This is a genomic window from Nocardia sp. NPDC005825 (assembly GCF_040630175.1).
Taxonomy (GTDB): domain Bacteria; phylum Actinomycetota; class Actinomycetes; order Mycobacteriales; family Mycobacteriaceae; genus Nocardia.
Map to the genome: position 1 here is coordinate 100,694 of NZ_JBEXXC010000004.1, position 17,872 is coordinate 118,565.

A 17,872-nucleotide genomic window follows, 5' to 3' on the forward strand; every position below is an offset into this window, starting at 1 on the left:
TTGCTATGGGCAAGTTCATGACCGTGCAGGAGGCCGCGGCGGAGTTGAAGGTCAGCCGGTGGATGATCTACCAGTTGATCTGGGCCAACGAGGTGCAGTCGGTGACCGTGGGTCGCTGCCGCCGGATCGTCCGGCAGTCCTTCGATGCCTACGTGTCCGGTCTGATCGATCAGGCCGCGTGATGACTGAGGGGAAGAAGGGTCGCAAGAAGTCCCCGAACGGCTCGGGCACGATCGGCGCGCGCAAGGACGGCCGCTACGAGCTGAAGCTGTTTGTGGATACTCCGGATGGTCGCCGGAAGCGGGTCAGCGTGTACGGGGCCACCTGGGAGGAGGCAGACCGCGAACGCACGCGCCTGAAGGAATTGCAGCGCAGGGGAATTCCCGTTGATGTGACCACGATGAGTGTTCGGCAATACCTGGAACGGTGGTTGCAGGAGGAGGCCAAACCGAGAATCCGGCCGACCACCTACGCCGCCTGGGAGTCGCTGACCCGCCTCTACATGGTTCCAGGGCTGGGCCGCTACAAGCTGAAAGCATTGCAGGGCAGGCACATTCGAGAATGGCTGGTGAAACTGGCCGATCAGTGCCAATGCTGCGCCCAGGGCAAGGATGCCAAGCGGAAGCAGGCCCGGTGCTGTGCGCGGACTCCGAAGCAATGCTGCGGCCAGTTCCCGAGTGTCGGTACTCGGCGGACACTGCTGCGGATCGTGCGGTCAGCACTCCAGGATGCCGTGAACGATGAGGTTCTGTCGCGCAATGTCGCTCGGCAAGTGAAGATGCCGGTGGGCCGCGTCCGGAAGGAGAAGCCGTGGACCGACGCGGAGGCGAAGGAGTTCCTGACCGCCGCGCGGGATCATCGGCTCTACGCCCTGTGGTCGGTCGCGCTGTCGATCGGACTTCGCCGCGGTGAGGCGCTGGGGCTTCGATGGACGGATGTCGATCTGGCCGGCGGTTCGGTGGACATCGCACAGGCGCTCTATCGGGTCGGTGGCGCGCTCGATCTGCACGACGTGAAGACCGAGGACTCTGAGGCTACGATTCCGCTGCCGCCCAAGCTCGTTGCGATCCTTCGGCAACATCGGCGGGACCAGCTCGCGGACCCTGTGGTGTCGCAGGCGAACCGGCTCGGCCTGGTGTTCACCTCGGCCCGTGGGACTCCGCTGGAGCCGCGCAACGTCAATCGGGCCTTCGCTGCGCTGGTGAAGCAAGCGGGTGTGCGTCCGATCCGCCTGCATGATCTGCGGCACTCATGCGCGACGCTGCTGTTCGCTCAGGGAGTGGATGCGGCGGTGGTGCAGCGGATTCTGCGGCACGCGTCGATCACCACGACGACAGGCATCTACATGAAGGTCATCGAACGGGTGCAGCGCGATGCGGTCGCTGGAATGGATGGGCTGTTCGATGCCTGACTGTCGTCAAGCGCTGTCGTCAAGCCCACACGGGAATCCCCGAGGGAGTGGAGCCGCCTGGGGGAATCGAACCCCCGACCTTTTCATTACGAGTGAAGCGCTCTACCGACTGAGCTAAGGCGGCGTGCCTTCCGGCGGTGCGAGTCTATCGTCTCGGGGCCGGATCGCGAAAACGGGTGGTCGGGTGACCGGGAACACTCTCGTTCAAGCGGAACGGGCCGCCATCAGGGCGGCGACCATGGCGGCGAGGGCGAAGCGGGGCTTCACGTTCGTCTCGAGGGCCTCGCGGCAGTCGAGGACCGCCTGGATGGAGAGGAGCAGGCCCTCGGGGCGGACGTCGGTGGCGAGTTCGCGGATCTGGTCGGCCATATCCGGGTGGGTGAGGGTGACGCCGGAGGAGGAATCGGCGGCGGCCGCACCGAAGCGGACAGCGAGGGCGTCGCGGTAGAGGCCCGCGACATCGATGAGGGAACGGTCCAGGGCGTCGCGGCCGGTGCGGGTGGCGCGAGACTTCTGGCGTTTCTCCAGATCCTTGAGGGCGCCGGCGGAACCGCGGGTGGCGGAGGCGGTGCCCTTGCCGGTGCCGCCGGCGCCGAGGGCGGTGGCCAGGGCGTCGCGTTCCTTCTCGTCGCGTTCGGCGCTGACCAGTTTGGCCTCGTCGTCGGCGGACTTCACCAGTTCGTCGGCGGCGGCGTAGGCCTGCGCCGGGCGGGCGGTCGCCGCGACCAAGGCCAGCGCCCGGCGGCGGCGGGCGCGGGCGTCGTCATCGGTGGCCAACCGGCGGGCGCGGCCGACGTGGCCGCCGCTCACCGAGGCCGCCCAACCGGCGACCTTGGCGTCCAGGCCGTCCCGGTCACGCAGCACCTGGGCGATCGAATCCACCGACGGCGACGCCAAATGCACGTGGCGGCAGCGGGATCGCAGGGTCACCGAGATGTCCTCCGGATCCACCGAAGGCGCGCAGAGCAGGAACACGGTGCGCGCCGGCGGCTCCTCGACCACCTTGAGCAGCACATTGCCGGCGGCCTCGGTCAACCGGTCGGCGTCCTCGACCACGACGATCTGCCAGCGGCCGGTACTCGGCCGCCGCGACGCCACCTGCACGATCTCGCGCATCTCCTTGGTGCCGATACTCAAACCCTCCGGCACCACCCGGCGCACATCGCCGTGGGTACCGGCCATGGTGGTGGTGCAGGCGTGGCAACGGCCGCAGCCGGGCGTCCCCTCATCCGTGCACTGCAGAGCGGCCGCGAAACACAACGCCGCCACCGATCGCCCCGAACCGGGCGGACCGGTGAACAACCAGGAATGCGTCATGGCCGACGACGATCCGGCCCCACCCCGCGCCGCCACCGCCGCAGCCGTCAACTCGGACTCGACCGCACCCTGGCCGACCAGCCGATCGAAGACACCCGCCACGCCGACCACCTTAGCGGCCACCCCCGACAGCGCCGCCGAGTGTCAGTTCGCGCGCTGATATGTCGTGTTCGCGCCGTCCAGCGACTCACGGAGAATGTCCGCGTGGCCGGAATGGTGCGCGATCTCCCGCAGGATGTGCAGCAGGATGTAGCGCACGGTCAACCACTCCCGCTCCGGCGCCCACGGGGCGGTCGGCGTCGGCACCGAATCCTCGAGATTCGGCAGTTCGCGGATCAGCTTCGCGGTGTGCTCGGCCACCGCCTCCCACTCGGTGAGCAGCCCCGCGACCGTCTGGTCCGCGTCCATCCGATACTCGGAATCCATTCGGGAGACGTCGAATTCGGAATTCGGGTCCCGCTCGACCAGGATGGTGGTCCAGTGCCGCTCGACATTCACGCAATGACTGAGCAGGCCGCCGAGGGTGAGTTCACTGATCGTGGTGCGCTGGCGCGCCTGTTCGTCGTCGATGCCCCGGACCGTGATCCGGAACAGGTCCCGCTGGCTCGCGAGAACCTTGATCAGCTCTTCCCGCTCGTGGTCGACCGTCATCGAATGCCCTTCCGCTGGTGCGCGTTCCGAACAGCACGCTACGGCAGGGCACCGACAATCGTCAGGATTGCGCCGACGCGGCGCTCTTCGTCGCGGCCTTCTTGGCCGGGGCCTTCTTCGCCGCCGCGGCCTTCTTGGTGGTGACGCCGTCGGCCGTCTTGGCCGCCGCCTTCTTCGCCGCCGCCTTCTTGACCACGGTCTTGGCCACCGCCGTCTTCTTGGCCGGAGTCTTCTTCGCCGCCGCCTTCTTGGCCGTCTTCTTCGCGGCCTTCTTCACCGGTCCGCGCGCCCGCCGGTCCGCCAGCAGCTCCGAAGCCCGGGCATCGGTGATGGACTCGACCTCGTCGCCCTTACGCAGGCTGGCATTGGTCTCGCCGTCAGTGACATACGGGCCGAAGCGCCCGTCCTTGATCACCATCGGCTTCTCCGACACCGGGTCGACACCCAGCTCACGCAGCGGCGGCGCGCTGGCCGCCTGCCCGCCGCGCCGCTTGGGCTCGGCGTAGATCTTGAGCGCGTCCTCCAGGGTCACCGTGAAGATCTGATCCTCGCCGGTGAGCGAGCGCGAATCCGTGCCCTTCTTCAGATACGGCCCGTAGCGCCCGTTCTGCGCGGTGATCTCGTCGCCCGAGGTCGGGTCGACGCCGACCACGCGCGGCAGCGACAGCAGCCGCAACGCTTCCTCGAGCGTCACCGTCTCGACGCTCATGGACTTGAACAGCGATCCGGTGCGCGGCTTGGGTTTGTCGGCCGCCTTCTTGGTCTTCTTCGCGGCCGCGTCCGCCGGCTCCTCGGCCGGCTCGGGCAGCACCTCGGTGACGTACGGGCCGAAACGTCCTTCCTTGGCGACGATTTCGTGCCCGGACACCGGGTCCGTGCCCAGCGAACGACCTTCCTGCGGGGTCGCGAACAGCTTCTCCGCGACCTCCGGAGTCAGCTCGTCCGGCGGCAGATCGTCGGGCAGGTTGGCGCGCTGCGAGACCGGATCCCCGTCCGGGTCATCGGGATTGACGACCATGCGCTCCAGGTACGGCCCGAACTTGCCGACCCGGACCACCACATCGCGGCCCTCGTCATCGGCAAAAAGCTTGATGGAGTTGACTTCTCGGGCGTCGATGCCGTCGAGTCGTTCTCCCACCATCTTTTTCAGGCCGCCCTCGCGCGCCACCGAACCCTGCGCGCCGTGATCGCCACCGAAATAGAAGGAGGACAACCAATTTCCGCGCTGCTCGCGACCGCCGGCGATAGCGTCGAGGTCGTCCTCCATGGCCGCGGTGAAGTCGAAGTCCACCAGCCGCCCGAAGTGCACCTCCAGCAGCCCGATCACCGCGAACGCCACCCACGACGGCACCAGCGCACTACCGCGCTTGTACACGTATCCGCGATCCAGGATCGTCTTGATGATCGAGGAGTAGGTCGACGGACGGCCGATACCGAGGTCTTCCAGCGCCTTGATCAGCGAGGCTTCGGTGAAACGCGCGGGCGGATTGGTGGTGTGCCCGTCCGGCAGCAACTCGATGGCGGTGACGCCCTGGCCCTCGGTCAGCGCCGGCAGCCGCGATTCGGCGTCATCGGACTGGCCGCCCGCCTCCTCGTCGACACTCTCCACGTACGCCTTGAGGAAGCCCGCGAAGGTGATGGTCCGGCCCGACGCCGAGAACACGCACTCCTCACCGGAATTCGCGACACCGGTGATGCGGACGGTCAGCGTGGTGCCGCGCGCGTCCTGCATCTGCGAGGCCACGGTGCGCTGCCAGATCAGCTCGTACAAACGGAATTCGTCGGTGTCGAGCTTGGTGTGCAGCTGGCCCGGGGTGGCGAAGGTGTCACCGGCGGGACGGATCGCCTCGTGTGCTTCCTGCGCGTTCTTGACCTTGCGGGTGTACTGCCGCGGCGTGGGACTCACGAACTCCGCGCCGTACAACTGCGTGGCCTGCGCCCGCGCCGCCTGGATCGCCGACTCCGACAGGGTCGTCGAGTCGGTACGCATATAAGTGATGTAGCCGTTCTCGTACAACCGCTGCGCCACCCTCATGGTGCGCTCGGAGGTGAAACGCAGCTTGCGTCCCGCCTCCTGCTGCAGGGTCGAGGTCATGAACGGCGCGTACGGCTTTCGCGTGTACGGCTTCGACTCCACCGAGGTGACGGAGAGATTCACGCCGTGCAGCGACTCGGCCAGATGCTGGGCATCGGCGGCGCGCAGGACACGAACGGTCGGCGCGGCGGACTCGGCGGACTGCGACTTCAGCTGCCCGTCGGCGCCGAAATCACGACCGGTCGCGACCCGCAGACCGTCGACGCTGACCAGGCGCGCGCCGAAGACCCGCGGATTCCCGCCGTCCTCCTTGCCGCCGGCATCCAGTTTGGCCGCGATGTCCCAGTACTCCGCGGACCGGAACGCCATGCGCTCCCGCTCGCGCTGCACGATGACGCGGGTCGCCACCGACTGCACGCGGCCCGCCGACAAACGCGGCATGACCTTCTTCCACAGCACCGGCGACACTTCGTAGCCGTAGAGCCGGTCCAGGATGCGCCGCGTCTCCTGCGCGTCGACCAGATCCTGGTCCAGTTCCCGGGTGTCGGCGGCGGCCGCGCGGATGGCGGGCTCGGTGATCTCGTGGAACACCATGCGCCGGACCGGCACCTTGGGCTTGAGGGTTTCGAGCAGATGCCAGGCGATGGCCTCGCCCTCGCGGTCGGGGTCGGTGGCGAGGTAGAGCTCGTCGGCGTCGGCCAGCAGGCTCTTCAGCTCGCTGACCTTCCCCTTCTTTTCGGGGCTGACAACATAGATGGGCTCGAAATCATGGTCGACGTCGACGCCGAGCCGGGCCCACTGTTGTCCTTTGTATTTGGCGGGCACGTCCGCCGCACCACGCGGCAGGTCCCGAATGTGGCCGACCGACGCCTCGACCACATAACCGCGGCCCAGATACGGGGCGATCTTCTTGGCCTTCGTCGGCGACTCGACAATCACGAGACGACGCAGGGAACGGCCCTGGTCGGGCGCTGCCTCGGGGTTCGGCGCTGCACCGCGGTCTCGTGTTGCCACCGGCGAACACACCTTTCGTCTCGATCCGCGCCGGAGCTTGGTGAACGCGCTCTACGCGGCTGGGGCAAAGCGGCTGCGATGTCCGATATCGCTGCCAGCAACGTTTATACCGTGTTCAAAGGCCGCGGCTGGTGCGCGGCGACGATGTAGCCCCTGATCGTGATCGAGTGTAATGGGTCAAGATATGGGTCGTCCCCCACCGCCGGGGGCGATGGGGGACGGAACCTTAGGGGTTGGCTCGCTCAGAGCGCGCGAACACCGGTGGCCTGCGGGCCCTTGGTGCCCTGACCAACCTCGAACTCGACCTTCTGGTTCTCCTCGAGGGTGCGGAAGCCCGACCCCTGGATCTCGGAGTAGTGGACGAAGACGTCAGCGGAGCCGTCCTCGGGCGCGATGAAGCCGAACCCCTTCTCCGCGTTGAACCACTTCACAGTTCCCTGTGCCATTCTGTTCCTTCTCTTTCCATACCGGAACGGCGGACAACTGGGTTCATCCACCGGGTCCGTTGAGACCGCTGTACTCTGTTCCCCCTGCAGGAAAGCACCTAGTACACCGTTCGCAACATCGATCCTGCTGATGGTTTGGACTTTAGATCCGTTCCCTCGAACACAGAAGCTTGCGACCAGGGACCAGTGAACCATGTCTTCGGGCAATTCAACAGCGGAGTTACCCACAATTTGCAAAAAAGTTGATCTTGCGAATGCGCAGGTGAGGGGCATAATGCCCAAATCCGTACTTGAAGTTGGTTTGCTTCCGGATAACAGAGCGAGCATCTGGCAAACAGGGTGTGAGGCAGGTCGCTACCCTGTAGTGAAATGGCAGGTAGAGCGGCGGACGCACACACGTTTCGCACCCCTTCGGCGTGTCGCGATGGCGCTTCGATGATTGATCGAGATCCGGCGCCGCGATCCGGAGATGCGAGCGACATCAGCTACGGGAGATCGTTGCTGAATCGTGTCCTAAACGGCCCTGTTTCAGGCGACCCCCGGCTCACTCATGTTCGTGAGCTACCACCGCGCGCGGCGCAGGTCACGAAATGGCCCGAATGGATATCTCCCGACGTCATCGCCGCAGTTCAGGCGGCCGGCGTCGCGGAGCCGTGGAGCCACCAGAGCCGGGCCGCGGACCTCGCCGCGGCGGGCCGGCACGTGGTGGTGTCGACCGGAACGGCGTCTGGAAAGTCGCTGGCGTACCAGCTGCCGGTGCTGACCGCGCTGCAGGAGGATCCGCGGGCCACCGCGCTGTATCTCGCGCCGACCAAAGCGCTGGGAGCCGACCAGCTGCGCATGGTCAACGAGCTGACCAGCGAAGATCCGCTGCGGGGCATCCATCCCGCGCCCTACGACGGCGACACGCCGGCGGAGATCCGGCAATGGGTGCGGGCGCACGCGCGCTGGGTCTTCACGAATCCGGACATGCTGCACGTCGGCATGTTGCGGTCGCATCAGCGGTGGGCTCGGCTGTTTCGGCAGCTGAAGTACATCGTGGTCGACGAATGCCACATCTACCGGGGGGTTTTCGGGTCCCACGTCGCCCTGGTGCTGCGCCGACTCCGGCGACTCGCCGAGCGGTACGGGGCCGATCCGGTCTTCGTGCTGTGCTCGGCGACGGCCGCCGACCCCGCCGCCACCGCCGAGAAGCTCATCGGCGCACCGTGTGTCGCGGTCACCGAGGACGGGTCGCCGCAGGGCGCGCGGACGGTGGCGCTGTGGGAGCCGCCGCTCGTCGGCAGCGGCGTGACCGGGGAAAACGGTGCGGCCCTGCGGCGTTCAGCCGGGGCGGAAGCGGCCACCGTGATGGCCGATCTGGTCGCCGAGGGGGCCCGCACCCTGACCTTCGTGCGGTCCCGGCGCGGCGCGGAACTCATCGCCATGGACACCCGGCGGCTGCTCGCCGACGTGGACGCGGGACTTCCCGGGCGTGTCGCGGCCTATCGGGCCGGATATCTGGCCGAGGACCGGCGCGCCCTGGAAGCCGCCCTGTCGGAGGGCACGCTGCTGGGGGCGGCCACCACGAATGCCCTGGAACTGGGCGTGGACATCGCCGGACTGGACGCCGTCGTGGTGGCCGGATACCCCGGCACGGTCGCCTCGTTCTGGCAGCAGGCCGGGCGTGCCGGACGCCGCACCCAGGGGTCGTTGGTGCTGCTCATCGCCCGTGACGACCCGCTGGACACCTACCTTGTGCACCACCCGGAGGCGCTGCTCGGGCGGCCGCTGGAAGCGACGATCACCGACCCGCACAATCCGTACGTGCTCGGGCCGCACCTGCTGTGCGCGGCGCTGGAACAGCCGCTCAGCGATGCCGAAGTACACGCCTTCGCAGCCTGGGAACTGCTGTCCGACCTGGCCGAACAGGGTCTGATCCGGCGGCGGGCGGGCGTGGCGCGGGACGGGTCGGCCCGCTGGTTCGTGACGGCCGACGCGCACCCACACGACGCGGTGGACGTGCGGGGCGGCATCGGCACCGCGATCGCCGTGGTGGACGTCGAATCGGGGCGCATGCTGGGCACCACCGACGCCGGGCGCGCCCCCGCCACCCTGCACCCGGGCGCGGTGCACCTGCATCAGGGCGAGAGCTATGTGGTCGACGAGCTGGATCTGGAGGAGGGTGTCGCCCTGGTCCGCGCCGACACGCCGGGGTGGAGCACCAGCGCGCGGGCGGTGACCACGCTGGAGATCGAGGCGGTCACCGAGGAACGGCGGTACGGCTCGGTCACCACGGGGTTGGCCCAGGTGCTGGTCACCCGGCAGGTCGTCGCCTACCTGCGCAGACTGCCCAGTGGCGAAGTACTGGACCTGATCCCGCTGGACATGCCCGCGCAGACCCTGCCCACCCGGGCGGTGTACTACACCGTCACGCCCGATCTGCTGGCCCGAGCCGGGATCGACGCGCGACACGCCGCGGGCGCGCTGCACGCGGCCGAACACGCCGCCATCGGCATGCTGCCGCTGGTCGCGACCTGCGATCGGTGGGATATCGGCGGAGTTTCGACGGCTGAACATGCCGACACGGGCCTGCCGACAGTATTCGTCTACGACGGACATCCCGGCGGGGCCGGATTCGCCGAACGCGGGTTCCTGCGATTACGCCACTGGCTGACCGCCACGCTGGGCGTCATCGACTCCTGCGGCTGCGCGGCCGGGTGCCCGTCCTGCGTGCAGTCCCCCAAGTGCGGTAACGGCAACAATCCCCTGGACAAGGCCGGGGCGGCCCGGCTCCTCCGGGCGGTTCTGGCCGATCTGGGCGAAGGTGACGACGACACTCCCGAACCGTGACGCCGCCGTCGCCGCGGTGAGACCGAAGCGCCATCCGACCAACCGGTCGGCGTCGTCAACTGGCAGATATCGGGCCGAATCCGGATGCTGGAGGGTGGCGGCGACACGCCGAGGCGTCAAGTCGATTAAAAAGGGATGTGATCCTGTTAACTGAGGGGTTGCTCCACTCGAATATGTCACTCGCGGATTTACCTGTGCATTCATTCGAATGAGTCTCGGGCGACGAATTGCAATGCAATCGACACCTCTTCAATTCGGCTAAAGCTTTCATCGAATTTCCGTATTGATCGACCACCGATGTGGCCCGCGCCATCACAATTTTAACCAACCGCTCGGTACGAGATATCCCCTCGCAACCCCAGGTCATCCCCCAACCCTGCCCGAGCCGCGGCCCGGACATCCCGCTCCCCGAGCGGCCCGAGCGACACCCGCCCGACGACCGTCACCGTCACGTCCCAGTCCCGCGCCTCACACCCGGCAGACCGGACACCCATGCGGTCCGCGATGTCGGCGGCGCGGCGGCACGCGGCGCCCACGCCACCGTCCAGGGCACCCGCCGCCGCGAGCGCGCCCAGATCCGCGGCGGCCTGCACCCGATGCCGGGCCGTGACCGCCACCCCGACCTGCGCGACCAGGATCGTCACCGCGAACAGGCCGATCAGCGCCAGGCACGCGGTCACCGTCACCCCGCCCGAATCCCGCGCCGCGCGATCCCGCCCCGCGCGGGTCATGGCGACTCCCCTGGTTCCCGAGCCGCGACCGCCGCCGCGTGCAGCGTGACCGGGACCAGCGCGGCGTGGGCGCTCACCTCGGCCACCATGAGCTCCCCCTCGGACCGGACGACGATCCGGGCATCCGCCGGCGCCAGCCGCCGGGCGGTCGCGACGCCTGAGTCGGTCTCGCCGCGGGCCGCGAGCCGGGCCGCCTCACGGGCGGCGTCGACACAGCGCACCTGCGCCGACACCGCCAGCAGGGCGCCCACCCCGAGGATCACGACCGCCACCAGCGCGGCCAGCGCGATTGCCGCCTCAACAGTCGCCATCCCCGCCTCGGCATGATCAGGTGGTGTGGCATACGTCACTTGACGGGAGTCTTCAGGGCGCGGTCGATAATGGCGGTCAGGGCGCTCACGATGCTGTTCCCGGTGACCACGGTGTAGAGCACCGCGCCGAACGCCGCGGCCGCGATGGTGCCGATCGCGTACTCGGCGGTGCTCATGCCGGAGTCGGCGGTCAGAGCGTGCAGCAGTCGGGCGCGCAGTTCCCAGCACAGGTGCCGGATGGTCGTTCCCACGGTCTCTCCCTCCCTCGTCGCGGCGCGGCCGTTCCGCGCCGGCACAGTCGTCTGCGGTCACAGCAGCCCGCCGTCCAGTACCCGGCCCGCCAGACCCAGCACCACCGGGACGATGCCCAGGCATACGAAGGCGGGCAGGAAGCAGAGGCCGAGCGGGCCGCCGATCAGCACCCCGGCCCGTTCGGCGCGGGCGGCGGCGGCATCCTCGAGCTCCCCGCGGCGGCGTTCCGCCAATTCGGTGACGGCGGTGGCCAATCCGGTCCCCGATCGCGCCGACCGGCGGGCCATCCGGGCCAGCGCCGCCACCGCGTCGTCGGCGATGCCCTCGGTGGCCTGCGCCCAGGCGCTCGTCGGATCCGCGCCCAGCACCAGCAGATCCGAGACTCGCGACAGGGCCGAGGCCAGCGGCTCAGGCGATTCGGTGGCCACCGCGGCGGCGGCTCGTGCGGTGGGCAGTCCGGCTCGCAGGCACGCGGCGAGCAGATCGAGCGCCGAGGCGATGCCCAGCACGTCCGGATCTGCCGGAAAGCCAGACGGCACCGGTGGTCCCGCCGACGCGGAGTCGCGCATCGAGCGCAGCCTGCGCAACGCGCCGGCCCGGCCCGGCAGGACCAGCAGGGCGAGAGCCGCCAGCACGACGGCGAAGGGGCTCATCGCAGCACCTTGCCCGCGATGGCGTCGGACCACAGCAGACCGGCACAGGTGAACGCGGAACCCAATGGCAGCAGGGCTGTTCCCGCCGGGGACAGGAACAGCACCCGGAGTGGGGCCGCGCCCATCAGCTGTCCGAGGCCGATACCGAGCACCGGCAGCAGGGCCAGCACCACCGCTGTCGCCCGGGCTCCGGCCAGCGCCGCGGCGGTGCGGTCCCGGAAGCGCTTGCGACCCAGCAGGTCCAGACGTGCGGCCGTCAACAGCTCGGCCAACGCAAGGCCGTGCCGCTCCGCCACCCGCCAGGCGCCGGACACCCGGGACAGTTCTCGTGCCACCACCGAATCGGGGCGGCGCAGGCCCTCCGCCCCTGACCCTCCCAGTCGGCTGCGCGCGGAGCTGACCGCGAAGGCCCTGGCCACCTCACCCTCGGTCTCGACGGCCGCCACCGCGGCCGCCGCGCTCGGGTGCGCGCCGATACGCAGTTCACCGATCACCGCCTCCAACCCCTCCAGGAGCTGCGCGGTGGCGGCGATCCGCGACCGCTCCCGACGGGTCCGCCGAGAGCGGACGACAAGGGTCGCGGACACCAACAGACCCGCCAGCACCGGTCCGGCACCGGCGAACAGAAGCAAGGGCACGGCTGCGAGTGCCATAGCGCGAACGGTCCAGGTGCACTGCGTCTTTCGCGTGAACTCAGGCCGATCGAACAACCTGTTCATCCGTCGCCGGGCGAGGGGCGGCGGCAACACGAACAGCGCGAGCGCGATACACGCCAGCACGGAAGCGGGCTGTCCGATGGCGGTCGGCATCAGTTGTCTTCCCTCATCGATGCTGCCGACTCTTCCTGTGCCCCAGTGGAATCACCGCTCGAACAGCGACCACATCCGCCGGGCCAGGCCAGCCCGAGACCTGGGAACCGCGACCCGTGCACCCCGAATGGATTGCAGCACGGCGCATTACCGACTGGAACCGGACAGGTCTTCTCCAGACGGACGCGTGGAGCCTCCGTGGGCCGCGGGCGCCCGCACGAACCCGAGCAATCGTCACTCGCGGGAATCATCAGGAGTCCTTTCGTCGAGCAGGGTCAGCAGGGCGGACGCCGCCGGGGCCGGACGATCGTCGGCGGTCCACGCGGGGACGAACCGCACCCGGCCGCGGTCGGCCGTGACCAGGCCGATCTCGCGGAGCGTGCGGCGGCCGTCGGGATGGCGGTGAACGTGCAGGATCACCTGGATCGCCGCCGCCAGCTGGCTGTGCAGGGCGGCCGCGGGCAGGCCGCCGAGGGCGGCCAGCGCTTCCAGGCGGGCCGGGACCTCGCCGGGCGAGTTCGCGTGCACCGTGCCCGCCCCGCCGTCGTGCCCGGTGTTCAGGGCCGTCAGGAGGTCCACGACCTCCGCGCCGCGGACCTCCCCGACGACAATGCGGTCGGGCCGCATGCGAAGCGCCTGGCGGACCAGGTCGCGCATCGTGACTTGGCCCGCGCCTTCGACATTGGCGGGCCGGGCCACCAGCCGGACCACGTGCGGATGCGGCGGTGCGAGCTCGGCCGCGTCCTCGACGCAGACGATGCGCTCGGCCGGATCGACCGTGGCCAGCAGGCTCGACAGCAGGGTGGTCTTGCCCGACCCGGTGCCGCCCACCACCAGGAAGGCGAGCCGGGCGCGAATGATGCGCTCCAGCAGCGACTTCGCGTCGGAGTTCACTGCCCCGGCCGCCGCGAGGGCATCCAGGCCCAGGGTGGCGGGCCGCAGCACCCGCAGAGACAGACAGGTGCCGCCGTGTGCGATCGGCGAGAGCACCGCGTGCAGTCGGACGCCGAACGAATGTCCCTGTGCCGCCCCGATTCCCGGCAGTCGACCGTCCACCCACGGCTGCGCGTCGTCCAGCCTGCGCCCCGCCGCCAGGGCGAGCCGCTGGGCCAGCCGCCGTACCGCCGCCTCGTCCGGGAATCGGATCGATGTGCGTCGCAACCCCCGCCCGCGATCCACCCACACCGACTCCGGTCCGGTGACCAGCACATCGGCCACCTCGGGATCGTGCAGCAGCGGTTCCAGCACCCCGGCTCCGGTCATCTCGGTCTGCAGCATTCGCAAGGCGCGCAACAGATCCGTGTCGGCCAGCACCCCGCCCGCCTCGGTCCGGATGGCCGCCGCCACCCGCGCCGGATCCGGGTCGGCGGCCCCGTCGGCCAGCCGCTCCCGCACCCGCTCCAGCAGTTCGGCCGTCACCAGCTCACTCATCGCGCACCTCCACATCGAACGCGAGCCACCGGCAGCCGGGCCCGGACCCGATACGGCAGTAGGCCAATCGACCGGCCGTGGACCGTGCGTGGGACAGCGGACCGCCGCCCGATGCCCGTGAGGTGCCCGCATCCGGCCAGATGCCCACGAGCACCCGCTGCAACCGGCAGCGCCCGCATCCCGGCGTCATCGGCCCACCTGTGCCGACGCCCGCGACTCGGCGTGGGTGCCTCGCGCTCTGGCGAGACTCCACCAGAACGGGCCGGGGTGGCGCGCCACGCGGTCGTGGCCGGGACCACCGGTGAACAAGGCCGTCAGCGCGGATTCGGCGGCGGTGCGGAGCGGACCGCGACGACGTACGGTGAGGCCGCCCCGCTCCAGGCGCTCGATCAGCCCCGGCTGGGAGGGAACGGCCGACAGCAGTGGCAGCGCGAGGGTCTCCGCGATATCCGTGGGTGCGAGGCCGCCGGGGGCGGGTCCGCGGATGATCAAGCGCACATGCGGATTTCGGGCCTTCAGGTAGGCCGCCGCTGATTCCGCCGCCGCGATCGAACGCAGCCGCGCCTGCGTCACCAGCACCACCAGATCCGCCAGATCGAGAACTTGGTCCGTGTGCGGACCATGGTCGCTGGACAGGTCGGCGACCACCAGATCACCGGCCGCGCGGCCACCCTCCAGGACGGCACGCACCGCCGCCGGCGCCAGCGGGGTATCAGCCCCACCGCCATCCGCCCAAACGCCGCTCGACGTCTCCGCTCCGGCGCCGAGTTCGGTTGTCACTCCGGGGATTCCGGAGCACCCGGCCATCACTCCTCGGTCGATCTCACCGCCCTCCGCATCGAGTTCCCCTGCGGGAGCGGCTCTTCCGCAGGAGAGGACAGCCAGCCCCGAGGTGACGGGCAGCGCCTCGTGCAGTGCCGAGGCGGCGATACGGCCGTGTTCGATGGTGAGGTCGGGCCACCGCAGGCCCGCGTGCTTCTCCAGACCGAGCAGCAGATCGAGGCCGCCGCCGTAGGGTGCGCAGTCGACGAGCAGGGTGCGGTCGCGGAAACGCCCTGCGGCGGTGAGGGCTACGGCGGCGGCGAGCACCGAGGCGCCCGCACCGGCGCCCGCACCCGCGACCGCGAGGACCGCGCCGTCGCCGGGGCGGCGGCCGTCGTGGGCGGCGAAAGCGGCGATCAAGGCGTCGGCCGCGGCGGGCAGGGAAAGGACTTGTTCGGCGCCCGCCGCGGTGGCGGCTTGCCAGTCGAGCAAACTCGGCTCGCCGTCGGTCACCAGGAGGATCCCGGGGCGGCGGGGGTGCCCGGCGGATACGCAGCTATGCGCGGCGGCGGTGTCGAGGACGATGACGGACGCGGCTGTCCAGGGGTGTCGACCCGGGGGCGGCACGCGTTCGTCGAGCGGGCGGTCGGCCGCGGCGGCGATGCGGCGGATCTCCTCGCGCAGACGGGGATCGGCGACCAGTGCGAGCGCGGGTGGGGTGGCGGCATCGGAGTTCATGCAGGTCAGCGTCGCTCGATTGGCGAAGCGACGACAGCGGCCCGACGGCGAGTGTGGATAACACGCGGCCTGTGCACAATTCGAGAGGAGTGGGCGGATCCGAAACCGCCTGAAAATAGAGGACGGCCCCAGCCGGGGGGGGAGGAGGCTGGGGCCGTCGGGTTCAGCCCCGGGGGGTCGGGCTGAACGCGCCTGGACCATGTCCAGGTAACTGCGATACTACACCCAAGCCCCGGCCGTATTGCAAGTCCGCCCGGCGAGTCTTTTTCCCGTCCTGACCGCCCGGCTTCCCGCTGGCTAACCCCGACGAACCCCGGTTCAAACGTGACGTCGACCATGGCCGCCGACCGCGTCGTATGAAGGACCCCGGCGTATCGAGGACCCGCGCGGGACGACCCGCGACGCCCGCCGCGCGACGCGGAACCATATCCTGGACCCGTGACAGCCGAACGCGGACGAGTCGCCGCCTTCTTCGATCTCGACAAGACGGTGATCGCCCGGTCGAGCGCCTTCGTCTTCAGCAAGCCGTTCCTGGACCAGGGCCTGCTCAGCCGGCGCGCGGTGCTGGAGAGCAGCTACGCGCACTTCCTGTTCCTGCTGTCCGGCGCCGATCACGACCAGATGGAGCGCATGCGCGAGCACCTCACCAAGATGTGCGCGGGCTGGGATGTCGACCAGGTGCGCTCGATCGTCGCCGAGACCCTGCACGACATCGTGGACCCGCTGATCTACGCCGAGGCCGCGGATCTCATTGCGGACCACCGGATTCGGGGACACGACGTGGTGATCGTCTCCGCCTCCGGCGAGGAGGTGGTGGCCCCGATCGCGGCCGCCCTGGGCGCGGACCATTTCGCCGCCACCCGCATGGTGATCGAGGACGGCCGCTACGCGGGTGAAGTGGAGTTCTACTGCTACGGCCCCGGCAAGGTCGAGGCGATCGAAAAACTTGCCGCGCAATACGATTACGACCTGGACCGCTGCTACGCCTACTCCGACTCGGTGACCGATCTGCCGATGCTGGAGGTGGTCGGTCATCCGACCGCGGTGAACCCGGACCGGGGCCTGCGGCGCGAGGCCGCCGCCCGCGGCTGGCCGGTGCTGGCCTTCTCGAACCCGGTGTCGCTGTGGGCGCGGATCCCGGCGCCGACGACCACCACGGTGGCCGCGACGGTCGCGGTCGGCTTGAGCGCGGTGGCGGCCGGAGCGCTGAGTTACCGGCTGCTGCGCCGGCGTCGCTGACCCGGTCATTCGTCCGAAATACCGGGCATGAAACGAGGCGGACACGCCGGGATTGGAAAGTTTCCGCAGGTCTTGATGTGACGGCGGTCACGGGGTAACAATGGAGGCACGGAAGGACGGAAGGCCAAGATCGGATCGGAAGAGAAGATTCGACCTCCCATCCCACCCTTCCCAGCACGGACACCAGGCACCCACGCGGAGCACGCCGCGACAAGGGCACGGATAGTTGTGGGCCTGCGTTATCCAGGATTTCGAGGGCGAGGGCCTCGCATCCAATGCGGGGATGAACCACCGGATCCCGGAGAGCTCGCCGAGGCCGAATAGAACACAACCCGAAAAGCACGCTTGGTAACCGGGTAGTCCGTGCTAGCGGGCGGTGAGGTCGCAATCGCGACAACGCCGCCCGCTCTTAATGTGTGTGGCACCTCGAATCACGGTGGCGCACAGCACTTTCGATGTCAGGGGTCTTTACCCCGAGGCCGCGTCCGCGATCGAGCGGGCTTCGCGCGCGCCGTCCTCGAGCGCGCCGCAGGTGAAGATCACCCAGCCGCCGACCCCGTCGGCGGTGCCCATGCCGAAGGAGGCCGCCGCGTCCAGGTACGCCTGACGGCGGCGGAGCCAGAAGACCTCGGGGACGCCGAGGCTGTGGGGGTCAAGGCCACTGGACACCGCGACGAGCCGGGAGGCGGCGCGGGCGACGATCCCGTCGGCGGTGCCGAAGGGGCGCAGCGAGAGCAGCTCCCCGTGGACAACAGCCGCGATGACCGGCGCGGGCGCTTTGGTCGTGGTGACGGTCTGGGCGAGCAAGTCCAGGCGCTCGGCGACTCCGGGCACATTGCGCGGACGGCCCAGCTGCTGCTGGTCCTCGACCATGTCGGCCGCCGCGAGCAGGTGGAGTCGGGCCAGGGCCTGGAGGGGTGCGCGCTGCCAGACGCCGACCAGGTTGGTGAGGGCCTCCGCGTCCAGGGCCTGCCCGACGCGCAGCGAGCCCGCGAGGATCGGGTCCTCGACATTGCCGTCGGCGGGCAGGTCGATGGTGCCGCCCTCGATGGCGGCCGAGGAGCGGGCCGCGCGAACGGCGGCCTCGGCGGCGGTGGTGGGCCAGCCGCGGCGGTTCGCCCGGTGGCGGTGCACCTCGGCGAGGGCGTCACGGGCCTTGTCGGCGGCGTCGCGCACGCCGGGCAGGTCGACGAGGGGCTGCAGCGGGTCGGTCACGAGATACGAGGCTACTGGCTGGTCA

General features: G+C 69.6%; 16 protein-coding genes and 1 tRNA gene. 4 read left to right on the forward strand and 13 right to left on the reverse strand.

Annotated features, from left to right (window positions below; translation table 11 throughout):
* Positions 1-5: 5 nt before the first annotated feature.
* The gene (locus tag ABZ382_RS12755; protein WP_357087618.1) at positions 6-182 is read left to right on the forward strand and encodes an excisionase family DNA-binding protein; all 177 of its coding nucleotides are present in this window, start codon (positions 6-8) and stop codon (positions 180-182) included.
* On the forward strand, positions 182-1,411 hold the full coding sequence (locus ABZ382_RS12760) for a site-specific integrase (protein ID WP_357087621.1): 1,230 nt from the start codon (positions 182-184) through the stop codon (positions 1,409-1,411). Before ABZ382_RS12755 ends, ABZ382_RS12760 begins: the two co-directional genes overlap by 1 nt.
* A gap of 48 nt (positions 1,412-1,459) precedes the next feature.
* Here the strand turns inward: ABZ382_RS12760 and ABZ382_RS12765 are convergent.
* From ABZ382_RS12765 to ABZ382_RS12785, 5 genes are all read right to left on the reverse strand, one after another.
* Positions 1,460-1,535, reverse strand: a tRNA-Thr gene (locus ABZ382_RS12765).
* Positions 1,536-1,615: 80 nt separating this feature from the next.
* A complete protein-coding gene (locus ABZ382_RS12770) occupies positions 1,616-2,830 on the reverse strand; it encodes a DNA polymerase III subunit delta' (RefSeq protein WP_357087623.1) in 1,215 nt (404 codons plus the stop codon).
* A gap of 42 nt (positions 2,831-2,872) precedes the next feature.
* Positions 2,873-3,379, reverse strand: coding sequence for a DinB family protein (locus ABZ382_RS12775; protein ID WP_357087625.1), 507 nt, complete (start codon positions 3,377-3,379; stop codon positions 2,873-2,875).
* Between the two features lie 61 nt (positions 3,380-3,440).
* The gene (gene topA / locus ABZ382_RS12780) at positions 3,441-6,353 is read right to left on the reverse strand and encodes a type I DNA topoisomerase (protein WP_357088717.1); all 2,913 of its coding nucleotides are present in this window, start codon (positions 6,351-6,353) and stop codon (positions 3,441-3,443) included.
* 317 nt (positions 6,354-6,670) lie between these two features.
* Entirely contained in the window at positions 6,671-6,874 is a 204-nt protein-coding gene (locus ABZ382_RS12785) for a cold-shock protein (RefSeq protein ID WP_029925108.1), read from the reverse strand.
* Positions 6,875-7,309: 435 nt separating this feature from the next.
* Between ABZ382_RS12785 and ABZ382_RS12790 the strand changes: the two genes are divergently transcribed.
* The gene (locus ABZ382_RS12790) at positions 7,310-9,706 is read left to right on the forward strand and encodes a DEAD/DEAH box helicase (RefSeq protein ID WP_357087627.1); all 2,397 of its coding nucleotides are present in this window, start codon (positions 7,310-7,312) and stop codon (positions 9,704-9,706) included.
* Between the two features lie 320 nt (positions 9,707-10,026).
* Here the strand turns inward: ABZ382_RS12790 and ABZ382_RS12795 are convergent, their stop codons facing one another.
* The 7 genes from ABZ382_RS12795 to ssd all read right to left on the reverse strand — a co-directional run bounded on the left by ABZ382_RS12795 (position 10,027) and on the right by ssd (position 15,393).
* Positions 10,027-10,437: an Rv3654c family TadE-like protein gene (locus ABZ382_RS12795; protein WP_357087629.1), complete on the reverse strand. Its 411-nt coding sequence runs from the start codon at positions 10,435-10,437 to the stop codon at positions 10,027-10,029.
* On the reverse strand, positions 10,434-10,748 hold the full coding sequence (locus ABZ382_RS12800) for a TadE family type IV pilus minor pilin (RefSeq protein ID WP_357087632.1): 315 nt from the start codon (positions 10,746-10,748) through the stop codon (positions 10,434-10,436). The genes ABZ382_RS12795 and ABZ382_RS12800 overlap by 4 nt, the downstream gene beginning before the upstream one ends.
* A gap of 35 nt (positions 10,749-10,783) precedes the next feature.
* Entirely contained in the window at positions 10,784-10,978 is a 195-nt protein-coding gene (locus ABZ382_RS12805) for a DUF4244 domain-containing protein (protein ID WP_357088720.1), read from the reverse strand.
* Positions 10,979-11,056: 78 nt separating this feature from the next.
* On the reverse strand, positions 11,057-11,653 hold the full coding sequence (locus ABZ382_RS12810; protein ID WP_357087634.1) for a type II secretion system F family protein: 597 nt from the start codon (positions 11,651-11,653) through the stop codon (positions 11,057-11,059).
* Positions 11,650-12,306 (reverse strand): hypothetical protein, encoded by a 657-nt coding sequence (locus ABZ382_RS12815; RefSeq protein ID WP_357087637.1) that lies wholly within the window; start codon positions 12,304-12,306, stop codon positions 11,650-11,652. Before ABZ382_RS12815 ends, ABZ382_RS12810 begins: the two co-directional genes overlap by 4 nt.
* Positions 12,307-12,696: 390 nt before the next feature.
* Positions 12,697-13,893 carry a TadA family conjugal transfer-associated ATPase gene (locus tag ABZ382_RS12820; RefSeq protein ID WP_357087639.1) on the reverse strand — a complete coding sequence of 399 codons (1,197 nt, stop codon included), beginning with the start codon at positions 13,891-13,893 and terminating at the stop codon, positions 12,697-12,699.
* 186 nt (positions 13,894-14,079) lie between these two features.
* A complete protein-coding gene (gene ssd, locus ABZ382_RS12825; RefSeq protein ID WP_357087642.1) occupies positions 14,080-15,393 on the reverse strand; it encodes a septum site-determining protein Ssd in 1,314 nt (437 codons plus the stop codon).
* A 438-nt stretch (positions 15,394-15,831) separates the two neighbouring features.
* Here ssd and ABZ382_RS12830 point away from each other — a divergent pair, with 438 nt between their 5' ends.
* Positions 15,832-16,632 (forward strand): HAD-IB family hydrolase, encoded by an 801-nt coding sequence (locus ABZ382_RS12830; RefSeq protein WP_357087645.1) that lies wholly within the window; start codon positions 15,832-15,834, stop codon positions 16,630-16,632.
* Between the two features lie 468 nt (positions 16,633-17,100).
* On the opposite strand, the gene ABZ382_RS12835 is transcribed toward ABZ382_RS12830, so the two are convergent.
* Complete coding sequence (locus ABZ382_RS12835) at positions 17,101-17,847, reverse strand: oxidoreductase (RefSeq protein WP_357087649.1); 747 nt, start codon at positions 17,845-17,847, stop codon at positions 17,101-17,103.
* Positions 17,848-17,872 lie beyond the last annotated feature (25 nt).